This window comes from Mobilisporobacter senegalensis (assembly GCF_003752155.1).
Classification (GTDB): Bacteria; Bacillota; Clostridia; order Lachnospirales; family Lachnospiraceae; genus Mobilisporobacter; species Mobilisporobacter senegalensis.
Map to the genome: position 1 here is coordinate 128,217 of NZ_RJVG01000008.1, position 24,826 is coordinate 153,042.

At 33.9% G+C, this 24,826-nt stretch carries 20 protein-coding genes and 1 other RNA gene; all 21 read left to right on the forward strand.

The genetic code is table 11. From position 1 onward, the window contains the following. Positions 1-34 precede the first annotated feature (34 nt). The 21 genes from EDD66_RS18715 to rnpB all read left to right on the forward strand — a co-directional run bounded on the left by EDD66_RS18715 (position 35) and on the right by rnpB (position 24,638). Positions 35-586, forward strand: coding sequence for a DUF2318 domain-containing protein (locus tag EDD66_RS18715; protein ID WP_243115364.1), 552 nt, complete (start codon positions 35-37; stop codon positions 584-586). Between the two features lie 17 nt (positions 587-603). After that, positions 604-1,359, forward strand: coding sequence for a heparan-alpha-glucosaminide N-acetyltransferase (locus EDD66_RS13455; RefSeq protein ID WP_170164355.1), 756 nt, complete (start codon positions 604-606; stop codon positions 1,357-1,359). 414 nt (positions 1,360-1,773) lie between these two features. Continuing rightward, positions 1,774-3,054: an MFS transporter gene (locus tag EDD66_RS13460; RefSeq protein WP_123610110.1), complete on the forward strand. Its 1,281-nt coding sequence runs from the start codon at positions 1,774-1,776 to the stop codon at positions 3,052-3,054. A 14-nt stretch (positions 3,055-3,068) separates the two neighbouring features. Beyond that, entirely contained in the window at positions 3,069-3,887 is an 819-nt protein-coding gene (locus EDD66_RS13465) for a glycerophosphodiester phosphodiesterase family protein (protein WP_123610111.1), read from the forward strand. A gap of 41 nt (positions 3,888-3,928) precedes the next feature. Continuing rightward, on the forward strand, positions 3,929-5,317 hold the full coding sequence (locus EDD66_RS13470) for an MATE family efflux transporter (protein WP_330511220.1): 1,389 nt from the start codon (positions 3,929-3,931) through the stop codon (positions 5,315-5,317). A gap of 314 nt (positions 5,318-5,631) precedes the next feature. After that, the gene (locus EDD66_RS13475) at positions 5,632-7,635 is read left to right on the forward strand and encodes an LTA synthase family protein (protein WP_123610112.1); all 2,004 of its coding nucleotides are present in this window, start codon (positions 5,632-5,634) and stop codon (positions 7,633-7,635) included. Positions 7,636-7,917: 282 nt separating this feature from the next. After that, positions 7,918-8,727: an amino acid ABC transporter substrate-binding protein gene (locus EDD66_RS13480; RefSeq protein ID WP_123610113.1), complete on the forward strand. Its 810-nt coding sequence runs from the start codon at positions 7,918-7,920 to the stop codon at positions 8,725-8,727. A gap of 11 nt (positions 8,728-8,738) precedes the next feature. Further along, a complete protein-coding gene (locus tag EDD66_RS13485) occupies positions 8,739-9,389 on the forward strand; it encodes an amino acid ABC transporter permease (protein ID WP_123610114.1) in 651 nt (216 codons plus the stop codon). Positions 9,390-9,400: 11 nt separating this feature from the next. Continuing rightward, a complete protein-coding gene (locus EDD66_RS13490) occupies positions 9,401-10,165 on the forward strand; it encodes an amino acid ABC transporter ATP-binding protein (protein WP_123610115.1) in 765 nt (254 codons plus the stop codon). Between the two features lie 148 nt (positions 10,166-10,313). Beyond that, entirely contained in the window at positions 10,314-10,934 is a 621-nt protein-coding gene (locus EDD66_RS13495) for an epoxyqueuosine reductase QueH (RefSeq protein WP_123610116.1), read from the forward strand. A gap of 176 nt (positions 10,935-11,110) precedes the next feature. After that, positions 11,111-11,335 carry a FeoA family protein gene (locus EDD66_RS13500; protein ID WP_123610117.1) on the forward strand — a complete coding sequence of 75 codons (225 nt, stop codon included), beginning with the start codon at positions 11,111-11,113 and terminating at the stop codon, positions 11,333-11,335. After that, on the forward strand, positions 11,336-13,330 hold the full coding sequence (feoB, locus tag EDD66_RS13505) for a ferrous iron transport protein B (RefSeq protein ID WP_123610118.1): 1,995 nt from the start codon (positions 11,336-11,338) through the stop codon (positions 13,328-13,330). After that, entirely contained in the window at positions 13,318-13,458 is a 141-nt protein-coding gene (locus EDD66_RS13510; protein WP_123610119.1) for a FeoB-associated Cys-rich membrane protein, read from the forward strand. Before feoB ends, EDD66_RS13510 begins: the two co-directional genes overlap by 13 nt. Before the next feature lie 90 nt (positions 13,459-13,548). Next, positions 13,549-14,634, forward strand: a complete 1,086-nt coding sequence (locus tag EDD66_RS13515) for a deoxyguanosinetriphosphate triphosphohydrolase (RefSeq protein ID WP_123610120.1) — start codon at positions 13,549-13,551, stop codon at positions 14,632-14,634. A 60-nt stretch (positions 14,635-14,694) separates the two neighbouring features. Continuing rightward, a complete protein-coding gene (dnaG, locus tag EDD66_RS13520; protein ID WP_123610121.1) occupies positions 14,695-16,470 on the forward strand; it encodes a DNA primase in 1,776 nt (591 codons plus the stop codon). Positions 16,471-16,503: 33 nt separating this feature from the next. Next, positions 16,504-17,613 (forward strand): RNA polymerase sigma factor RpoD, encoded by a 1,110-nt coding sequence (gene rpoD, locus EDD66_RS13525; protein ID WP_123610122.1) that lies wholly within the window; start codon positions 16,504-16,506, stop codon positions 17,611-17,613. Between the two features lie 96 nt (positions 17,614-17,709). Continuing rightward, positions 17,710-20,832, forward strand: a complete 3,123-nt coding sequence (locus EDD66_RS13530) for an EAL domain-containing protein (protein ID WP_170164356.1) — start codon at positions 17,710-17,712, stop codon at positions 20,830-20,832. A 127-nt stretch (positions 20,833-20,959) separates the two neighbouring features. Beyond that, on the forward strand, positions 20,960-21,667 hold the full coding sequence (locus EDD66_RS13535; protein ID WP_123610124.1) for a tRNA (adenine(22)-N(1))-methyltransferase: 708 nt from the start codon (positions 20,960-20,962) through the stop codon (positions 21,665-21,667). Next, positions 21,657-22,451 carry a Nif3-like dinuclear metal center hexameric protein gene (locus tag EDD66_RS13540; protein WP_123610125.1) on the forward strand — a complete coding sequence of 265 codons (795 nt, stop codon included), beginning with the start codon at positions 21,657-21,659 and terminating at the stop codon, positions 22,449-22,451. Before EDD66_RS13535 ends, EDD66_RS13540 begins: the two co-directional genes overlap by 11 nt. An 81-nt stretch (positions 22,452-22,532) precedes the next feature. After that, a complete protein-coding gene (locus EDD66_RS13545) occupies positions 22,533-24,197 on the forward strand; it encodes a nucleoside kinase (protein ID WP_123610126.1) in 1,665 nt (554 codons plus the stop codon). A 91-nt stretch (positions 24,198-24,288) separates the two neighbouring features. Continuing rightward, positions 24,289-24,638, forward strand: an RNA gene (gene rnpB, locus EDD66_RS13550) — RNase P RNA component class A. Positions 24,639-24,826: the final 188 nt, after the last annotated feature.

A 24,826-nucleotide genomic window follows, 5' to 3' on the forward strand; every position in this document is an offset into this window, starting at 1 on the left:
TGTTCACAAAAATAATTAATAAAGGGAGATAATTATGGAGAAAAAATCAAGAAATAAGAAGAATAATAATTTAATGTATGCTGCAATGGGGATTGCACTGATAGCTGTACTTGTTAATTTTTTACCTGATAAAAATAAGAAACCTGATCCTAAAAGTGTTGTATCAGATAATAGTATTCAAAATCCTGTTGACAATGTAGTTAAAGTGACATTAAATGAAGATGGGAATATGGCCATACCTCTTTCTGACATAACAGAAGATGCTACTTTTTATAGTTATGATAATGATGGACTTAATATGGAAGTAATTGCAATTAAGGCATCTGATGGTTCTATTAGAACTGCATTTAATACATGTCAGGTCTGTTTTGGATCTGGACTTGCATATTATGAGCAGGAGGGGGATAAGCTGGTTTGTCAAAACTGTGGGAATCAATTTACTGCGGATGAGGTAGAGTTAATAAAAGGTGGATGCAACCCTGTTCCTATCAATGAAGATGTAAAAGATATTACAGATTCAGAAATTCTAATCTCAAAGGCATTTTTAGATGAAAATAAAGTTATATTCGAAAATTGGAAGAGATAATAATAGGTGGTATGAACATGGGAGACGGTTATAAAAAAAGAGTACATCTGATTGATGAAATTCGAGGAATATTAATAATATATGTGGTTTTATATCACTTGCTTTATGATGTATCCCAAATATTCTGGGTAGGAAGCATTGATTGGATGTATAGCCCATGGATGAACATACTTCGCAATACAATGACAGGAACACTGATTGTAATATCAGGTATATCCTGTGAATTTTCAAGGAATAATGGAAAGCGTGGATTAAAGATATTTGGAATTGGAATGATTCTTACTGTAATAACGGCACTCTTTATACCATCAGAATTGATTGTATTTGGAATCCTTCATTTCTTTGGTATATCCATATTGATATATACTCTCTTAAGATATATATTAGCAAAAGTTCCTATATTGCCAGGTATCATAGGATCAATATATTTATATTTTTCAACATATCATCTTTATGAGGGGTATATTGGGATAATAGCTAAAATACCAGTAACCTTGCCGGAACAGATTAAGAATTATAAAATTTTTTATCCCATCGGTTTTCCGGTGGAGGGAGTATACTCAGCAGATTATTATCCATTAATTCCGTGGATTTTCCTTTTATTTGCGGGTACTTTTCTGGGACGATATATTAGGAGAGGTAATTTGCCGGCAATAGCTTATAAGGAACATTCTAAGTCACTTTCTGTTATTGGAAGGCATACCTTATTCATTTATTTAATTCATCAACCTCTGATTTATGGAATATTATATATATTATATAACATTAAGTGAAACTTAAAAGTTAACTTATACAATATAAGAAGATCTATGCTCTCCTCAAAAAGTACATTATTGAGAGAATATAGATCTTCTTATATTATTCATAATCAGGTAATTGCGAAACTAATAAATATTCTAAATTTGTGATACAACTCATACAAATTCCTCCGCTCCAACGCTCCATCCGCTTAACTTCCGCTCCGGAATTGTATTTTTTGTATCACAAATAACCAAAGTTTTAGAATTTCGCAATTGACTAATTGTTCATAATGGCTTTCTGATCTCTTTGACAGATAAGTTTAATTAAAATTCATCTATGACTTAAACCATGGATGAATTAAGTTTTACTTTATGATATACTGCTTTTATAAGCAATTTCATTTGCTTGTAAATGGTTAAAAAATTATAGGTTGGAGGAGTATAGGGATGAAGCTAAATTATACACGTACTTTTTTTATGGGTCTTGCATTTCTATCAATTTGTGCATTTTGGCAGCTATATGATAATGTTATTCCACTAATTCTAAAGAATACTTTCGGATTGAAAGAGACGGTAACCGGTACGGTAATGGCACTGGATAATGTTCTAGCTATATTCCTGCTTCCTATCTTTGGAGCACTCAGTGACAAAACTAATACTTCATTGGGAAAGCGAACTCCTTTCATTATTATAGGAACATTAATTTCTGTCATATTTATGATAATTCTTCCGGTTGCAGATAAAGGGAATAACTTTATATTGTTTGTTGGGGCCCTGTTTATCTTATTAATTGGAATGGGATCTTATCGTTCTCCGGCAGTAGCATTAATGCCTGATTTAACTCCTAAACCATTAAGAAGTAAAGCAAATGCAATCATTAACCTAATGGGAGCAGCAGGTGGTATCTATACACTTATCATGATTAAATTATTAGTGAATAATGAAGTGCGTCCGGATTATCTGCCGGTGTACATATCCATTGGATTATTAATGGTAACAGCAGTGATAGTCCTTGTTTTAACAATCAGGGAAAAGAAGCTGCTTAGTGAAATGGCATTAAGTGATTCAGATAATATTGAAAAAATAGAAGAATTGGATAATGATGAAAATCAGGATTTAAACGCTGATGTGAAAAAAAGCTTAATTTTATTATTGCTATCCATATTTTTGTGGTTCACTGCATATAATGCAGTTACAACAGCATTTTCCAGATATGCAGGAGAAGTCTGGGGCTTACATGGTGGAAGCTATGCAAATAACTTATTGGTGGCCACAGGAGCCGCTATTATATCATATATTCCAATAGGCATTATTTCCAGCAGGATTGGAAGGAAAAAGACAATATTAACAGGTATTATATTAATCACCATATCTTACATAGCCGGTAGTTTATTTACCAATTATTCTCCATTGATCAATATTGTATTTGCTCTTACAGGAATTGGCTGGGCATCGATTAATGTCAATTCCTATCCAATGGTGGTGGAGATGAGTAAGGGGGCTGATGTTGGAAAATATACAGGTTTGTATTATACCTTTTCCATGGCAGCTCAAACTGTCACACCAATACTTTCCGGATTCTTTTTAGAACACATCTCCTATAGAACCTTATTTCCTTATGCGGTGGTTTTCTCCGTAATGTCTTTTTCTACTATGTTTTTTGTAAAACATGGGGATGTAAAACCCATAAAGAAAACGGTTTTAGAAAATTTTGATATTGACGATTGACATGGAGGTTAAGTATGATTTTTTATTTTATTGGAGGGTTCATAGTAATTGTTATTCTTTATTTATTAGCAATTATGCCGCGAATGCTGAATAGACCGGATATTGCGCCCTTTAAGGGGCAATATTATGCACATAGGGGATTCCATGATAATTTCTCCGATGCTCCTGAAAACTCTTTAAAAGCTTTTGAATTGGCAGCGATAAAAGGATATGGGATAGAGCTGGATGTTCAATTGACAAAAGACAGAATACCAGTTGTATTCCACGACTATTCATTAAAGCGGGTTTGTGGGGTGAATAAAAAGGTGAAAGAATTAACATATGAGGAATTAAAAGAATTAAAATTATTTCGATCAAAGGAAAGAATTCCTCTTCTAAGAGAGGCACTTGATTTAATTCATGGAAGGGTGCCGCTTATTATTGAATTAAAGATTCCATATAATCCAAAGGATACTTGTGAGAAAACAGATGAAATTTTAAGGAAATACAGAGGAGTTTATTGTATTGAATCTTTTAATCCTCTGGGATTAATATGGTATAAAAAGAAGCATCCTAATATATTAAGAGGGCAACTATCTACGGATTATTTTAAGGACAAAGAAAAAGGGAATAAGTTTCAATTTTTTCTCCTGCAGAATTTATTATTAAATTTCCTTGCGAAGCCTGACTTTATAGCGTATCATTATATTCACGGTAAAAAATTATCATTTTGGATATGTACTAAAGTTTATAAAGCACATGCTTTTGCATGGACGATTAAATCCCAGGAGGCTTTAGTAGAAAGTCAAAAAAATTTCAAATATTTTATCTTTGATAGTTTTATACCAGAATAATCGGACATAAGATCCCACGAACAGGTAGGAGAAAGAACTATATGATAACAATATCAAAACGAATGAAGACTATAGCAGAGGATAAGGCTTTTATTCATAAAACAATCGCAATTACAATTCCAGTTGCTTTACAAGGGTTATTAAATACAACATTAAATTTAGTTGATACAGTAATGATTGGACAATTAGGAGAGACAACAATATCCGGGGTAGGATTAGCAAATAAGGTGTTTTTTGTGTTTTCCCTATTACTATTTGGAGTTGTTAGCGGCTCCAGCATCCTGACCGCACAATATTGGGGAAAAAGAGATATCGCCAACATCAGAAGAGTATTAGGTATGTCGCTTCTAATAGGTGTTGGTGCTTCCTTTCTTTTTTTAATACCGGCCATTATTTCACCAACGGCAGTGATGAGAATATTTACTCCGGATACAAATACAATAGAGATCGGTGCTTCTTATTTACTCATTGTTGCAATTAGTTATCCATTGACCGCAATTACGAATGCATATGTAACGCTGCTTCGTGGAGTGAATGAAGTTAAGACTCCGGTGATAATTACCATAATAGCTATTTTTGTAAATGTAATTCTTAATTACATATTAATCTTTGGTAAATTTGGAGCGCCGGAATTAGGTGCAGCAGGAGCTGCTCTTGCAACCTTAATTGCCAGAATTGTTGAAACCTCTGCTTTATTATTTATTGTATACAGGAAAAAGGGAGCAGCTGCGGCACATCCCAAAGAAATGTTTACATTTAATAATGAATTTATTAAAAAATATTTCACTACGGTATCACCAGTCATTGCCAATGAATTTATGTGGGGCTTAGGAGTGACAATTTATTCACTAGTATATGGAAGAATGGGTGATGCAGCAGTGGCTTCCATTACGATTACGCAGACAGTAGAACAGGTATTAATGGTAATTTTCCAGGGAATCAGTGCTGCAACTGCAGTTATATTAGGAAATGAAATGGGTGCCAATGAATTAAAAAGAGCAGATAGATATGCTTCCAATTTTATTTTCTTACAATTTACTTTTACTTTGATCATGATGGTTGTTTGCTTTGTAATACGCTGGCCAGTCATCGGAATCTTCTCGGTAAGTGATGAAGTTGCAGTTGCAATTAGCAGGTGTTTTCTTGCGTTTATATTGTATATGCCTTTTAAAATGTTCAACTATGTTAATATTGTTGGAATTTTAAGAAGTGGTGGAGATACGAAATTCGCTTTGTTCTTAGATTGTTCCGGAGTGTGGATCATAGGGATACCATTAGCATTCCTTGGTGGATTATTTTTTGATTTACCAATTTACTATGTTTATGGTTTAGTAATGCTAGAAGAAATATATAAATTCTTTTTAGGCTTATGGCGTTATAAACAGAAAAAATGGTTACGAAATCTTGTAAATATTAGTTCAGAAGTTTGATAGCAATTAGTTTATAGTCCCGCCATAAGCTCAATTTTTCTGTATGACTGAACTGTATAAAAATTGTCAGAAATTCTTAATATTTTTACTATTTACTTCGATAATTAAAAGTGCTATATTATATCATTGATAACTACAATATAAAGTGAAACTTAATTCAGATGTGGTTAAAACCACATCTGAATTTTAGCTGAACTTATCCAGGATCTAGCAACGGTAATTCTCTCATTTCTAAAGTGGAAGGATTATAGTTGGTAATCGTGAGATGAATATTAAAAGAGGCTTGAAACAATAATAAAGTTAGGTGAGTTGAGATGATACAGAAGAAAACGAGCGAGATATTTAAGAAGATTATATTCTGCCAATTGACAATTAATATATTGATAGCATTCATGATTAATTTTATCATGGAGATATGTGGAAGAAAGACGTTCTCAGCCAGCATTTTATATATGACAGATCATACAAAAGTATTTCTCTATAATATGACTCTGATTTTTCTTTCATTATGTTTTGTATTTTTAGTAAAAAGAAGGACCTTTGCTATTGTTGTAATATCAACATTTTGGTTGGCAATCGGGATTACCAATGGTATTATGCTGGGATATCGTGTAACTCCATTTACAGTAGTTGATTTTACATTAATAGGATCAGCTTTTACAATCATGGGGAAATATCTATCACTTTCCCAGCAGATTCTTCTTTATATATCTGTAATTATTGTATTATCATTATTTGTATTTGTCTTTATCGTTGCACCAAAACATAAAGAAAAGATTAAGCTGAGACGGAATCTTGTCATGGTTATTTTATGTGTCGTTGGTTTTTATTTCTTAACAAAATCCGCATTGGCATCCGGCATGTTATCAAGATATTTTGGCAATATTGCACTTGCATATAAACAATATGGAGTTCCTTATTGTTTCACTGTAACCTTTGTTGACAGAGGTATTAATATGCCCCCGGATTATAGTAATTATGCAGTACAAAAGGCTGCAACAAAAAAATTGAAAGATGCAAAGGCACCTTTGGCAATCAAAGAAGGCACAAAAACAAGAACGCCAAATATAATTTATGTTCAGTTAGAATCATTCTTTGATCCGGATCTAGTGAAAGGTATCTCATTATCGGAAGATCCAATACCTAATTTCAGAAAATTAAAGGAAGAGTATACATCCGGTTACCTTAGCGTACCTGTTGTGGGTGCGGGAACTTGTAATACAGAGTTTGAAGTAATTACTGGAATGAATATGGACTTTTTTGGACCAGGAGAATACCCTTATAAAAGTATCATGAAAGAAACTACATGTGAGAGTGTTGCATATGATCTGAAAGACCTGGGATACAAGGCACATGCAATACACAATAATAATGGTAATTTCTATGGAAGAAATAAGGTGTTTTCAAGACTTGGATTTGAATCATTTACATCCATTGAATATATGAAAAATGTTACTATGAATCCAATCGGCTGGGCGAAAGATGATGTGCTGACAGAAGAAATTACTAAAATATTAGATAAAACGGAAGAAAAAGATTTGATCTATACAATTTCAGTCCAGGGGCATGGCAATTACCCTGACACTATTGTAGATGAGAACCAGACGATTACAGTCTCTGGAATTGATAACGAAGGTGAAAAGCATGCCTTTGAATATTATGTAAATCAGATACATGAAATGGATCAATTTATTGCAGATCTGGTAAATCAATTATCTAATTATAAAGAAGATACAGTTCTAGTTTTGTATGGAGATCATTTACCAAGTTTGGGAATCGATCAGAAAGACTTAGAGAGCAAGTCCATATATAAGACAGAATATATTATATGGAATAATTTCGACTTACCGAAGGAAGATAGAAATCTCCAGGCATATCAGTTAAGTGCATCTATTTTTAGTAAATTAGGAATTGATAATGGAACATTGATTAAATATCACCAAAGAAATATGGGTTCTAAGAAATATAATAAGAATCTAAAAATATTACAATATGATATGCTTTATGGAAAAAGATATGTTTATGGTCAGACCAATCCATTTGAACGTACCGATATAAAAATGGGAATTGATGATATTGTAATAACTTTAGTGGAGCAGGATGGAGAGAATGTAAAAGTTCATGGAAAGAATTTTACCACTTATAGTTCTATTTATGTGGATGGTAAATTAGTTGAGTCAGAATTTGTGGATAACTCTACTATCCAAGTTCCTGAATATACATTGGAGGATAATGCTAAAGTAACAGTAAGCCAGCTTGGTAACAGGCAAAGTGTATTAAGTACAAGTGGACAATATGTATACTTTGTATCAAGATAGTATAAAAAGGTGATCAATATGGGTGGATAACTCATATTGATCACCTTTTTCTTTGTATGAAACCCCGTATTTTCCATCATTCACATAAAATAATGGGATAGAATTTGTATTGACATAGATATGGTTCGTATGTTAGTATATCAATGGCTAGTTTAGCATGGTAAATTGATAACAAGACAGAGTGAATGAGATAAAGATAGTCTTTCCACTTTGACTTGAGATTCAAATGAGCATGTAAGCATGGGCACTTGAACTATGTTAACAAAAATGGAGGAAATGATTATGAAAAAAATGACCAAAATATCAGTATTGATTTTAATGATGGCTATACTACTAATGGGATGTGGTAAGAGTGATGCCAATAAAGCAGATACCTCTTTACAGGATATAAAGGACAAAGGAAGCTTAGTATTAGGGTTAGATGATGCATTTCCACCAATGGGATTTAAGAATGATGACCAGGAAATCGTTGGTTTTGATATTGATGTGGCAAAAGAAGTAGCCAATAGAATTGGAGTGGAATTAGAGCTCACTCCAATTAGCTGGGATGCAAAAGAACAAGAATTGGCAACAAAGCATATTGATTGTATTTGGAATGGCTTTACAAAGAACGCTGACAGAGAATCAAAGATGGCCCTTAGTATTCCTTATATGAAGAATACACAAGTGGCTATAGTCTTAACAGATAGTGGAATCAATACATTAGAGGATCTTGCCGGCAAAACAGTAGTGCTTCAAAATGCTTCAACAGCATCAGATGCAATGGATCAAAATGAAGAATTCAAGAATTCTTTAAAAGAATTGATTAAAGTAGATGATAATGTTCAGGCACTTATGGACCTTAAAGTAGGTGGTTCTGATGCAGTCGTGATGGATGAAGTGGTTGCTCGCTATTATGTGGAAAAAGAGCAGGGTACATATAAAGTTCTTGATACTACTCTTTCTGAAGAAGAGTATGTAATCGGCTTTAGAAAAGGTGAGAATGCTTTAACAGAAGAAGTAAATAAACATTTAAAAGATATGGCAAAAGAAGGATTATTAGCCGAAATCAGTGAAAAATGGGTTGGAAAAGACCTTACAATTGTAGAATAAGAGGGTAAGATATGTCACCAGAGGCAATATTAAAATTATTACAATATATGATTACAGCATCGGCTATGGTGGGTAAAATTTTCTTTTTAACATTACTGTTTTCCCTTCCCCTGGGATTGCTGGCTTGTTTTGGAAGGATGTCAAAGTGGGCGATTATAAGAGAACCTGTGAAATTATATTTGCTTATTATGAGAGGTACTCCCCTTATTTTACAACTATTCTTCTTCTTTTACTTTCCTTATTATGTGATTGGAACGACTCTTCCAAGGTTCCATGCAGCAATACTGACATGTTCCATTAATTATGCTGCATATTTTGCAGAAATTTACCGTGGTGGTATTGAATCCATGCCAAAAGGACAATATGAGGCAGCTAAAGTACTTGGATTTAATAAAAGCCAGACCTTTATAAAGATTATTCTACCGCAAGTTATCAAAAGAATTTTACCTCCTATGGGAAATGAGTTTATGACTTTAGTGAAAGATACAGCACTGGTATCTGTAATAGGAGTTGCAGAATTATACCAATTAGCCACAGATACTATGTCACAATCTGCTTCTACCATGCCATTAGTAATGGCTGGTGCGTTCTATCTTGCAATGAATATTATTGTGTCCAAAGGTTTTGAATTTGCAGAAAAGAAGATGAGTTATTATCGATAGGAGGCAGCAAAATGAGTGTGTTAAGCGTAAAGAATTTACAAAAAAGTTTTGATAACCTCCGGGTATTAAAAGATATCTCACTTTCAGTCACCAGTGGAGAGATTGTCTCTATCATAGGGTCTTCCGGTTCTGGCAAATCCACGTTACTTCGCTGTTTGAACCGGCTTGAATTAATTGACTCTGGAGAGATTACTGTTGATGGGGATACTATGGTATCTACCGAAAATGATAAAGTAAAATATGCAGAATCACCTGTATTAAAGCAAATAAGAATGAAAACGGGACTGGTTTTCCAGAATTTTAATTTGTTCCCACATTATAATGTATTAAGAAATATTACAGAAGCACCTATTCATGTAGCCGGAATCTCCAGAACAGAAGCAGAAGCGAAGGCATATGAGCTGCTGGACAAATTAGGTCTAACCGACAAAGCAGAGAGTTTTCCATATCAGCTATCGGGAGGACAATCCCAAAGAGTATCTATCGCAAGGGCATTAGCATTAAATCCTAAGATACTTTTCTTTGATGAACCGACCTCAGCCCTGGATCCGGAATTAACAGGAGAAGTTTTGAAAGTAATACGTTCCTTAAAAAGCCTTAATATGACTATGGTGATCGTAACCCATGAAATGTCATTTGCCAGAGAGATTTCTAACCGTATGATTTTTATGGACGAGGGAGTTATTGTTGAAGATACGACTCCAGAAGAATTATTTAACTCAGCAAATGAAAGAACAAAAGCTTTTTTAGGTAAATTTCATGATGTAATAAATTGAAAATTAGTATATAATGATTAGGGTATCACTTATAGTAAGTATGGGTGATACCCTAATTACCCGTTAAAAATATTATAGGATTAGAGTGTCAAATACTATTTGTTATGAGAGACTTTGATACAGTAATCATTTGTTAGAAGGAATCAAAATGAATATAAATTATCAAAAAGAATTGGATAAATTGATTGAAGGACTGGAAAAGAGCGGAACAGTTCCGACTCTGCTATTGCATAGCTGTTGTGCACCATGCAGCAGCTATTGCATAGAGTACTTGTCCAACTATTTTCATATTACTATTTTCTATTATAATCCTAATATATCTCCAAAGGAGGAGTATGATAGAAGGGTAGAAGAACAAAAGATGCTTATCCGGAAAATGAATACCAAATATCCGGTAAAATTTATGGAAGGAATATATGAACCGGATAAATTTTACGCTATGGCTAAGGGCAAGGAACAGTTACCAGAAGGGGGAGAACGTTGTTATTCCTGTTATAAACTTCGATTGGAAGAAGCAGCTAAAATAGCTGAAGAATTACAGTTTGATTATTTTACAACGAGCCTGTCTATTAGTCCGATGAAGGATGCAGCAAAGTTAAACGGGATTGGAGATGAATTATCTGTAATTTATAAAGTTTCCTATCTCAATTCGGATTTTAAAAAGAAAAATGGATATAAACGTTCCGTTGAACTATCAAAGGAATATGATCTATATCGTCAGGATTTTTGTGGATGCGTATATTCAAGACGTGATAGAAGGAATTCTTAAAGAGATTAAAATAAAGACATATTGTTGATCTTATATGCCAGAGGCGGACAGAGGTGTACGTTTATGATATATGAAATCAATAATATGTCTTTCATTATTGACAGTGATATTTTCCTGTCGTATAATGTTAGAAGGTAATGATAATTATTATCAATTAGACAAAGGACGGAATGAATATGACACTCTTAAAAGGTACGGTTGGAAATACATATACGGTAAAAGAAATTGATTTGGAACAAATAACCAAAAGGAGACTTGAGGCATTAGGGTTAACGGATGGTACGAAGGTTACGATTCTTAACAAGAAAGAGAATGGCTCAATAATCTTTAAGGTAAGAGGTACCAGATTAGCAATAGGAAGACAGATTGCAGATTCTATAGCCCTTAAGGAGGAATTATAGATGTCTGATGAATTACGTATAGGCTTTGTAGGTAATCCCAACTGTGGTAAAACAACGCTTTTTAATGCATATACGGGAGCTAAATTAAAGGTTGCAAATTGGCCAGGTGTTACGGTGGAACGTAAAGAAGGAGCAGCAAGATATCATAATCATATTTATAAATTAATAGATACCCCGGGTATCTATAGTTTAACTTCCTACTCTATTGAAGAAAAGGTCACCAGAAAGTTCATTCTGGAAGAAGGGGTAGATGTTATCATTAATATTGTTGATGCATCATCTCTAGAGAGAAATCTCTACCTTACACTTCAACTGATCGAGTTAGGCAAACCGGTGATTATGGCTTTAAATATGATGGATATTGTAGAGGAAAGAGGGATGGAGATTGATCTTCACAGACTTCCTGAAATGTTAGGTATTCCTGTTATTCCAGTGTCTGCAAGAAAAAAGAGTGGATTGGATATCCTAATGCATGCGGCTTCCCATCATGTGAAAGAGCATCATAAAGAATATGTAGTAGTTTATAATGATGAGATAGAAGAAAAAATTAATACCATTTCTTTAAGAATAAAAGAGAAATTTAAAGATATGGAAAATGTTCGCTGGCATGCTATTAAGTTCTTAGAATATGATGAAGAGGTCATGAAGAAGTATCCAATGGATCTATCCGATATTATTGATAGAAGTTATGAAACAGATATTATTAATCAGAAATATGACTTTATCGAAGAAATAATTGATGAAGTCCTGGTTAACAAAGCTACGAAAGAAGAGAAAACAGACAAGATAGATAAAATCCTGACAAACCGTTTCCTTGGTATTCCAATTTTCCTTGGAATTATGGCTTTTGTATTCTACTTAACATTTACGGTGGGGGATTTCTTAAAAGGAGGTTTTGATATTGCTCTTGGGCTTATATCAGACACCGTATCAAATGGTTTGAGCATGATAAATGCCAGTCAATTTGTTACATCTTTGATTATTGATGGTATTATAGCAGGTGTTGGTGGAATTTTATCATTTCTCCCAAATATATTTATATTATTTCTTGCTTTGGCTATCCTGGAAGACAGTGGTTATATGTCACGGGTGGCATATGTGATGGATGGGATCATGGGTAAGATCGGGCTGTCTGGGAAAGCCTTCATTCCCATGTTATTGGGCTTTGGTTGTAGCGTGCCGGCTATTATGGCTTCCAGAACATTAGAAAATGAAAGAGACCGAAGAAAGACAATTCTAATCACACCATTTATGTCATGCAGTGCAAAACTTCCAATTTATGTACTGTTTTCCCAGATGTTCTTTGGGGCTCATGCCATGATGGCAGCTTATTCCATGTATCTCATTGGTCTGATAATGGCTATCATGGTAGCTTTTATCATGAGTAAAATTGGTGAAAAAAAGGAGAATATCTCTTTATTGATAGAACTGCCGGAATATAAAGCACCAAATGCCAGAAGTATTGGGATCTATGTTTGGGAAAAAGTGAAAGATTATTTGATCAAAGCAGGTACTACCATCTTTATAGCATCCATTGCTGTTTGGTTCATACTCAATATTGGCATGACTGGGCTGGTAGATAATATGGGAGATAGTTTTGGTGCCATGATTGGTAAATTATTAGTACCAATTCTTAAACCAGCGGGACTTGGCTTGTGGCAGATAGGAGTTGCTTTAATCTCTGGATTTGCTGCAAAAGAAGTTGTAGTATCAAGCATTAGTGTATTATATGGAATTAATAATGTAACAAGTATTTCCGGTATGAACAGCCTGTTGGAACTTCTGGCTAATGATGGATTTACAGCATTAAATGCATATGCCCTTATGATATTTTCCCTTCTTTATACTCCTTGCTTAGCGGCTGTAGCTACTATGAAGAAAGAGTTAAAGTCAGCAAAATGGACGGCATTTGGAATTGTATTCCCATTAGTGGTTGCATGGCTGATTACAACTCTAATTTATCAGATTGGGGGATTTATATTATGGCAGAAATAATCATTGTTGTTCTGATTGTACTTTATACAGGATTTATAATATATAAAAAAGCAAAAGATATGAAAAAGGGAAAGTTCTGTAATTGTGGTCGTGATGATTGTCCATCCGCTACAAAATGCCGAAAATAATAACATAAAAAATAAAAAAAGGAAATAGCCTGTCTGTGTGTAATAAGATAATAACAGCAGGCTATTTTTTTAGGGAAGTGGGGGATAAGGATGAATAACAAAGATAGACAGGCTATCATTAATGAACTCAATAAAATTGAAGAAATTATTGATGAAGAAAAAGGATTAAGTCTTAGGGAAAAGCAAGAGTTGAGAGAACATCAGAATTATTGTATATACGCCTCTTTTAGTGACAATTCCTTAGGCAGGGATGTCTATGAATCTCCTTGTGATATTCGTCCCATTTACCAAAGAGATCGTGACAGGATTTTGCATTGTAAATCGTTTCGCAGGTTAAAACATAAGACCCAGGTATTTCTTGCACCAGAAGGAGATCATTACAGGACAAGATTAACTCATACTTTAGAAGTGTCTCAGAATGCAAGAACGATAGCCAGAGCACTGCGTTTAAATGAAGATTTAACCGAAGCAATTGCTCTGGGTCATGATTTAGGGCATACGCCTTTTGGACATGCTGGAGAGCGTGCATTAAATAGTATATGTTCTGAAGGATTTGAGCATCATAAACAAAGTATAAGAGTTGTAGAATTTTTGGAGAAACATGGAGAAGGACTGAATCTAACAAAAGAAGTCAGAGATGGGATATTGAATCATCAGACGGTTGGAAAGCCAAATACCTTAGAAGGAAAGATTGTTCGCTTGTCTGATAAAATAGCATATATTAATCATGATATCGATGACGCAATTCGTGGACATATTATTACCGAAGAAGAGATACCAAAAGAATATACGGATGTATTAGGTCACAGTCCAAGAGAAAGACTGGATACATTAATTCATGACATTGTCATTCAAAGCGAGGGTAAAAATGAAATCAGCATGTCTCCTGAAATTGAGAAAGCGATGCTGAACCTAAGAAAATTCATGTTTACAAGTGTATATAGTAATCCAAGAGCAAAAGGCCAGGAAAAGAAAGCAGAGAATTTATTGATACAGTTATTTGAACATTATAAGCATCATATAGAGTTACTACCAGAAGAATATATACATTTAATTGATAAAAAAGGGGAATCTTTAGAGAGAGTCGTATGTGATTATATAGCAGGAATGACAGACCGCTATGCAATTGCCAAGTATAAAGAAATTGTAATACCATCCTCTTGGAGTATATATTAAGATATTCTATTATTTATTATCAACAGCATTAGGTAACTTTTAGGTTACGGGGGATTAAAAATGTTTTATTCAGAAGATTTAGTGGAAGAAATCAGACAAAGAAATGATATCGTAGATGTGATATCCAGTTATATAAAGCTACAAAAAAAAGGAAGCAATCATATGGGCTTATGCCCTTTTCATAGTGAAAAATCTCCCTCGTTTTCCGTAAGTCAGTCAAAGCAGATGTATCATTGCTTTGGTTGCGGCGTTGGAGGGAATACCTTTACTTTTATCATGGAATATGAGAACTACACTTTTGTGGAAGCACTAAAATTTTTGGCAGGCAGGGCCGGGATACAGCTTCCAGAAGAAGAGTATTCTATTGAAGCAAGAAGACAGGCGGATTTAAAAAGTAAATTATTAGATATTAATAAAGAAGCAGCAAAATATTTCTATTATCAATTAAAAACCCCAGGAGGAAAAATTGCTTTAGATTATTTACAAAACAGACAATTATCAGAAGAAACAATAAAGCAGTTTGGACTTGGATATTCCAATAAATTTAGTGATGACTTATATCGGTACCTTAGAGGATTAGGCTATGATGATTCTACGTTAAAAGAATCAGGACTTATTACTATGGACGAGAAAAAGGGTGTTTTTGATAAATTCTGGAATCGTGTCATGTTTCCAATCATGGATGTGAATAATAAAGTCATCGGTTTTGGCGGCCGTGTAATGGGAGATGGATTACCCAAATATTTAAATTCTCCAGAAACAAAATTATTTGATAAAAGCCGTAATTTGTATGGGTTAAATTTTGCAAGGATTTCCAGAAAGAAGAATATTCTCATCTGTGAAGGATATATGGATGTAATCGCTCTCCATCAGGCTGGATTTACTAATGCTGTGGCATCTCTTGGAACAGCATTTACCGGTTTACAGGCAAACCTGTTAAAACGCTATACGGATGAGGTACTTATTACTTATGATAGTGATGAAGCCGGAACCAAAGCTGCCCTTCGTGCGATTCCAATACTTAAAGCAGCAGGGTTATCTACAAAAGTAATTGACATGAGACCATATAAAGACCCGGATGAATTTATAAAGGCATTGGGGGCAGAAGAATTTCAAAAGAGAATTGAGGAGGCAAGGAACAGTTTCTATTTTGAAATAGATGTATTAGAGAAGAACTATGATTTATCTGATCCAGAGCATAAAACAAAATTCTATAATGAAATTGGGAAAAAATTATTAGTATTTACAGAAGAAATTGAAAGAAATAATTATATAGAAGCGATTGCAAACCGTTATAATATTGGATTTGATAATTTAAGAAAATTAGTAAACCGCTATGGGGCCAGATTGATCGCCGGTGAAATAATAGAGAATAATGAGACTTTTGATGTGAGGAAGAAGAAAAGATATCCAGAAGACAGCGTAAAAGAATCTATGAAGATACTCCTTACATGGATAACCAGTGATTTAAATTTATTTTCAAAAGTGAAGTCTGTTATTACACCAAATGATTTTTTGGATCCATTATACTATAAAGTTGCGGATATGTTATATAAACAGTTTGAAAATACAGGAACAGTTACCCCTGCTAAGATTATAAATCAATTTGAAAGTAAAGAAGAGCAGAATGAAGTGGCATCTTTATTTAATTCTGGTTTCCGTGAAGAAATAAGTTTACCTGATAAGGAAAAAGCATTAAATGAGACAATACTTCGTATTAAGAAATACAGTTTAGATGACGCAAGCAAGAATGTAAAGGATCTAAATGAATTACAGCAGATTATTAAGGAACAGGCCAAGTTACAGAAATTGCATATTTCTTTAAAGGATGGATAAAATATTAAGAGATTAGGAAAAGGATGGATTGCTATGGACGAAAATATGCTAAAGTTTTCCGAAAAATTAGGTGAATTGCTGATTTATGCCAGGAAGAGGAAAAATGTTCTAGAACTTCAGGAAATTAATGATTTTTTTGGAGATGTTGATTTAGATATTGGGCAATATGAAAAAATATATGAATATCTGGAAACTAATGGTGTGGATGTACTTCATATTCCAGAGGATGAAGATGATGTAGATGAAGATATTATCTTAGATGAAGAGGAAGAAGATTTAGAATCCATTGATCTTTCTGTTCCAGAAGGGATTAGCATTGAAGATCCTGTTAGGATGTATTTAAAAGAGATTGGTAAAGTACCTCTTTTAAGTGCTGAAGAAGAAATTGTCCTGGCAAGAAGGATGGAAGAGGGAGATATTGATGCTAAGAAGAAATTAGCAGAAGCGAACTTACGACTCGTTGTAAGTATAGCAAAACGTTATGTTGGACGTGGTATGTTATTCCTTGATCTAATTCAGGAAGGCAATTTAGGTTTAATTAAAGCAGTAGAGAAATTTGATTATGGGAAAGGTTTTAAATTCAGTACCTATGCTACCTGGTGGATTAGACAAGCAATCACAAGAGCGATTGCTGACCAAGCCCGTACGATACGTATTCCTGTCCATATGGTTGAAACGATTAATAAATTAATTCGTGTACAGAGACAACTATTGCAGGAATTAGGCAGGGAACCATTCCCTGAAGAAATTGCAGAAGAGATGAATATGCCTGTGGAACGTGTAAGAGAAATACAAAAAATATCACAGGAACCAGTATCTCTTGAAACTCCTATTGGAGAAGAAGAAGATAGTCATCTTGGTGACTTTATACAGGATGATAATATACCATTGCCTGCGGAAGCTGCTGCATTTACTTTGTTAAAAGAACAACTGGTAGATGTTCTAGGAACTTTAACAGACAGAGAACAAAAAGTACTTCGTCTAAGATTTGGACTGGACGATGGCAGAGCACGCACTCTCGAGGAAGTTGGTAAGGAATTTCAGGTAACAAGAGAAAGAATTCGTCAAATTGAAGCCAAAGCCCTTAGAAAACTTAGACATCCAAGTCGGAGCCGTAAATTAAAGGATTATTTGGAACCATAAAAAATAGAAATCTTGTTCCTTTATCTTTAGTTATGATTTATAGCATTAGATGTACTAGCATGAGAAAGCGTTATAATGTATATAGGGAGAGGTTCTATGATAGATAATTTTGAATTGGAAAGTGAACGGTATAAGATAGCAGCAATGCTATCAGAATGTGTTCTTTTTGAATATCATATTACATCAAAAACATTATATAAATTTGACAGCTATGGAGAGATACTAAAGGATTTTGATGTTATAAGGAATTTTAGATATAATGAAAAATTGCTTTCAATGATTCATGAAGAAGATCTGGATCGTTTCTATGAATTTTGTAATGAGTTAGATATGGGTGTAGACAGACTGAAACTTGATATAAGATTTATAGATGATAACAATGCATATCAATGGTTACAAATAAAAGGCCATACTTTATTTGATGAACATAATAATCCATTAAAAGTAATTGGCAAAATATCTAATATAGATGTACAAAAAAAAGAAAAAGAAAAATTAAAAGAACGATCTGAAAGAGATCCATTAACAACCCTTTATAATAAAGAAACCACAGAACGACTTGTAAATAAGTTTTTGAAAATTGAGGGTTTAGATTATCAAGGTATCTTATTATTAATTGATTTTGATAATTTCAAGGGGATTAATGACAATTTGGGACATTTATTTGGAGACTCTGTATTAAGGGATGTTTCTTCTCAACTCCGTAAAGTATTTCGCAGCACAGATGTAATTGGTCGTGTTGGAGGAGATGAATTTGTTGTTTATATTAGCGGGAAATGCTATAGTGAAACAATAATTCAAAAAACGGAAGAGATACAAAGAATTTTTGATAGAATATACACGGACAGGGATAAGAAATTAGTGACTTCATGCAGCATTGGTATTGCTTTAGCACCAAAACATGGAACCAACTATAAGGAATTGTTTAAACGGGCTGATATCGCACTATATCAGGCGAAGAACAGTGGGAAAGCCTGTTATCAAATATTTGATGAAAGAGAAACCAATATCAGTATATTGAATAGTAAAAAACTGTTTAATAATTATGAAACAAGAGATGAGCATATTGTAACAGAAGTTCATAATATGAACGAATCCGCAATTCCTTTTTTTAATTTATTATATTTTTCGGAAGATTTTAAGGGTACAATGCGTTTGGTACTGTCAATGATAGGACAGGAGTATAAATTAAGCCGTATTTATGTGGCAGAACTGTCGGAAGGTAATTGTCTTGAATATACTTATGAATGGTCCTTAGAGAATATATTAAGTTCGAAGGTGATAAGTGAACCTATCTATCCATATGAATTTGAAGGGTATGAAGAGTTATTTAATGAAGATGGTGTATTCTATAGTAATGATATATCCAATATAAAATATCAGTCAGAACCCACATATGAGTATTTGTCAAAGAAAAAAGTGAAATCTGTGCTTCATTGCTCTATTTTGGAAGAAGGACAATTCAGAGGAATTGTTGGATGTGAAATATGTGAAAAGATACATACATGGAAGAAAAAAGAACTTGATAATTTAATCACTATATCTAGAATCATTGGCTCTTTTGTAATTGGTTTTCATAAAAAAGAACAATTAAATGAAAATAAAATAGTATTGAAAGAGATATCCAAAAATCAGAATCTTCTTTCTTATGTAGTACAACCTAATACCTTTGAATTAATGACAGTAAATGAAAGCACAACAGAAATATATCCCAATGCCAGGAAGGGAGATATCTGTTATGAAATATTTACTGATGAAGGTAAACCCTGCGAAAACTGCCCAATTTTAGGATTGTCAAATGGCAAAGAGAGAAATGCAGTTGATTTTTATAATCGAAAGAAGAATCTTAGATTAAAGTCTACTGCAACAAAAATTAAAATAGGTGGACAAGAAGGTATTTTGATTTGTGCAGCAGAAGTGACAGATATCATTGAGACAATTCAAGGAAAGGATGATTTAACCGGGCTTCCTTCTTTATCAAGATTTGAAAAAGAGGCAAATCAATTATTATCTGAGAAAACAAAATATGCTTTATTGACCATTGATATTGATAAATTTAAGAATATTAACAGCACATTAGGATATCAGGAGGGGAATCGTATGTTGATCACTCTTGTTGATATCATATCATCAAGATTAAGGCCAGGGGAATTATTCTGTCGTTCCTATGCGGATAAATTTATTATGATGTTAGAATATGATAGTTATAATAATGTATTATCCAGAGCAAATCGAATTTTTAATAATGCAATTAATTATTTACAGGCGAGATATAGTGACTTACATGTAGTTATTGCAGGGGGAATGTATATTATAGATCATGAAGACCATGAAATTGCTGCTGCGATTGATAAAGCCAATATTGCTAGAAAATCAATTAAAGGTTCCCACCGAAGTATTCTTGCAAATTATGATGATAAGATTCATAGGAAAGTGATGCAGGAAAAGCAGGTAGAAAGCAGGATGGTCGCAGCTCTGAACAATAAGGAATTTGTGGTTTATTTCCAACCCAAAATCGATCTTAGAACGAATAAAATTGTAGGAGCTGAGGCTTTAGTACGTTGGAAAATCAGTGAAGATAATGTGATCCCGCCAAATGAATTTATACCTATTTTTGAAAAGAACGGGTTTATTAATCAAGTTGATTTTTATGTTTATGAAAGTGTATTTGCAAAAATGCGTGAATGGGCAAGGCAAGGTCATAAGATGATTCCAATCTCAGTAAATATTTCCAGAGCTCATATTAGTGAAAAAGAATTCGTGACAAAAATGAAAAACCTTATAAATCGATATAATATTCCACCAGAAATGGTAGAATTAGAGATTACAGAGGGTATCTTCCTAAGTGATAAGGCACCGCTAATTGAAGTTCTTAATAATCTTAAGAAAATTGGATTTCATTTATCAATTGACGATTTTGGATCTGGTTATTCCTCTCTTAATTTATTAAGGCATTTAAAGATGGATGTTTTAAAATTAGATAAAGATTTCTTTGATCAGGATAAGATATCAACAAAAGAGAGTATAGTTCTTGCCAATGTAATTAAAATGTCTAAAGAGTTAGGTATGGTTGTACTATCAGAAGGCGTTGAAACAAAAGAACAGGCAGAATATCTGGCTTCTATTGGATGTGACTTGGCCCAGGGATATTATTTTGCCAGACCTATGCCTGTGGATGAGTTTGAAAAATTTATATATGATTTATCTAATGACAGGTAGCTGTAACGCTCCGATTTTTAAATTGAGAGATAACAGCTGTCATGTTCCTGGATAAATTCAACGAAAATCAGATGTGGTTAGAACCGAATCTGAATTAAGTTTCACTTTATAAGAATGGAGATTTATTATGCAGTTATCCTATCGTTTAAAAGTAGTAGCAGACATGGTGAGTAAGGGGAACAGGGTGGCTGATATTGGTTGTGATCATGCTTATGTGTCTATATATTTAGTGGAGAATAAGATTGCATCCAGAGTAATTGCCTTAGATGTGAATAAGGGGCCTTTAAAGAAAGCCAGAGAGAATATTGTTCATTATGGTCTGGAAGAATTAATTGAGACAAGATTATCGGATGGAGCAAAGCAGATCCAGCCGGATGAAGTGGATACCTTACTTATAGCAGGAATGGGCGGGGCATTAATGGTTAAAATATTAACGGATAGTAAAAAAGTGGTTGATTCCTGTCAGGAATTAATCCTCCAGCCCCAATCTGAAATCTTTTTAGTTCGAAGACTTCTGGAAGGGATTGGATTCCAAATTGTGGATGAAGATATGCTTATTGATGAGAATAAATACTATACAGTAATAAAGGCAAGAAAAGCAAGTGGTTTGAGCCAAGATGCATATGAGAAGGAGATACACTACCGCTTTGGTAAGGTTCTTTTAGAAAAACGGAATCTCATATTAAAACAATTTTTGCAAGAAGGTCTTAAAGTGGATAATGAATTGATAAAAGAACTTAATAATAGTGATTCCCTTAAGGCAAAAGAAAGAATTGATGAAATTATAAAAGATATAGAATATATTAAAGAAGGTTTAGAATATTATGAAATGTAAAGATATCATTAGAATCATAGAAGAACTGGCACCTCCGAAACTAGCCAAAGATTGGGATAATGTGGGCCTATTAGTTGGTGATAAGGAGAAAGATATCAAGACCATTATGATAGCACTTGATCCTACACAGGATGTAATTAAACAAGGGATCGATGGGGATGTGGATATGTTGATTACTCATCACCCTTTGATTTACTCACCAATGAAGCGAATTACTTATGATAACTTTATTGGTAGGAGAATCATTGATTTAATCCGAAGTGATATGGCATATTATGCAATGCATACGAATTTTGATGCAACAGCTATGGCAGAGGAAGCAGCAGAGAGATTAAAATTATCAAATTTAAAAATCCTTGAATTAGAAGAACAAGATATGGAATTTGGTATAGGACGTATAGGAACCCTAGAAGAAACTATGACGTTGGAACAATGTGCCCTTTTTGTGAAAGAGAAGTTCCACACAGAGTATGTACGCATTGTGGGAGAGAAGCAGAAAGAAGTATCAAGGGTTGCAATTAGTCCAGGAGCAGGGAAAAGTTTAATAAAACCGGCATTAATGAATAAGGTGGATGTTTTGATTGCAGGAGATATTGATCATCATAGTGCAATAGATGCAGCAGAACAAGGATTGTGTATTATAGATGCAGGGCATTTTGGAACAGAACACATCATGACACAGTATATGAATCAATATTTAAGTGACTATATAGCCAGTCATTTTACCAGGGAAACTGTTAAGATATTATCTGCTTATGAAAAAAGCCCATTTTCAATTTGTTAGAAATTGATATTATCAGATAGATTATAGAATGTTAAGCTTTGGATATTCTATATGGATAGAGATATTTATAAGGAGGCCTGAATGGAAGAAAACGTAAAAGTAGTGATTAATGGAGTTAAAAAAGAATATAAAAAAGGAATTACTTTTCTGGAGATTAGTAAAGAATATCAAGATGATCATGCAGATGATATTATTTTAGCAGTGCAAAATCATAGGTTAAGGGAACTGTTTAAATCAGTAGATTTTGATTGTGAGATAAGTTTTATGACAACTTCAGATGATGCCGGGCATAAAACTTATGTACGTGGTATGACTTTAGTTATGTTAAAGGCTTTTTATGATGTCTTGGGAAGAGAAAATATCAGTAATATATTAGTAGAATATTCTTTAGGACCTGGATTATACTGCGACTATAAAGGGAAAGTTCCACTTACGGAAGAAGTCATTCAAAAAGTGAAAGACAGAATGGATGAATTGATTGATAATGATTTACCATTCCTAAAGAAAAGTATAGGCACCAATGATGCAATTAAATTATTCGAAAATTATGGAATGTACGATAAACAAAAGTTATTTAAATACAGGCGTGTATCTAAGGCAAATATATATACTTTAGGCAAATTCCAAGACTATTTCTATGGTTATATGCCACCCAGTACGGGAATGCTAAAACACTATGATTTATTTTTATATGGAGATGGATTCATTCTATTATTGCCTACAAAAAAGAAACCAAATGAATTGGGAGAATTTAAACCACAGGCTAAATTATTTCAAACATTAAAACAATCAAATAATTGGGGAAAACTGATGGAAATTGAAACGGTTGGAGCACTCAATGATGTGATTGCCAGAGGGGAAATCAGTGATCTGATCCTGGTTCAGGAAGCTTTTCACGAGAAGATGATCGCTGATATTGCTTCTCAAATTAAAAATGCAGGTAATAAAAAATTTATTATGATCGCAGGTCCGTCCTCCTCGGGTAAGACCACATTCTCTCATAGGTTGTCTATCCAATTAAAAACCCTTGGGTTGAAACCTCATCCCATTGCAGTAGATAATTATTTTGTGAATAGGGATCAGACCCCATTAGATGAAAATGGCAGCCCTAATTATGAATCTCTTCATGCTATTGATTTAGCAGGCTTTAATAAGGATATGACAGATTTATTAAATAAAAAGACAGTTGATATCCCATATTATAATTTTAAAACAGGAAAAAGAGAATACAAAGGAAATTATATGACTTTGGGGGATGATGACATCCTTGTAATTGAAGGGATTCATGGGTTAAATGATGAATTATCTTATTCACTGCCAAGAGAAAGCAAATTTAAAATTTATATTAGTGCCCTTACCCAAATTAATATTGATGAACATAACCGCATTCCTTCCACGGATGGCAGACTGATTCGAAGAATTGTAAGAGATGCCAGAACCAGAGGAACTTCAGCAAAAGAAACTATAGCTATGTGGCCGTCTGTTCGAAGAGGAGAAGAACAAAATATCTTTCCTTTTCAGGAAGATGCAGATGTAATGTTTAACTCTGCACTTATTTATGAACTGGCTATTTTAAAACAATATATTGAACCGGCACTTTTTGGAATTGATAGGGAAGCCCCAGAATATATAGAAGCAAAACGGATTTTAAAATTTTTAGATTATTTCATTGGGGTAAGCAGTGAAGAAATCCCTAAAAATTCAATTCTAAGAGAATTTGTTGGTGGAAGCTGCTTTAAAGTTTGATATTTAAATTGTCATTTAGTTTTAAGGTTTGAGTTAACTTCCAGTGAAAAACCGTTTACAAGTATAAAAAAAGATGTTAGAATATCCGATGTGAGTAGCACAGATGGTCGCGCCTATAAGTACCGAAAGGTCATAGGTGAGGAAAGTCCGAGCTTCATAGGGCAGGGTGCCGGATAACGTCCGGTGGAGGCGACTCCAAGGCTAGTGCAATAGAAATATACCGCCAGTTATACTGGTAAGGGTGGAATGGTGGAGTAAGAGCCCACCGCCTTCTTGGTAACAAGAAGGGCATATGTAAACCCCACTCCGAAGCAAGACCGAATTTAAAGCGATACGGCTGCCCGTCGTGCTTTAGGGTAGGTCGCTAGAGCCTAATGGCAACATTAGGACCAGATAGATGATCATCTAATACAGAACTCGGCTTATAGTGTTGCTCATATTAAGTAGAAATTAAGGTAAGGCTCAATTATGACGCCTTGCCTTTTTAATTTGTTGAAAGCTGGGGTTAGACCAAATAGTATTTCATGTTTTTCGTCAGCTCCACAGTCCAACCTGATTTGTGCGTGACTATGAGACAAAAAAATATCTCCTATTCACGTACAAATCAGGTCGTACAATGTATCTGAACG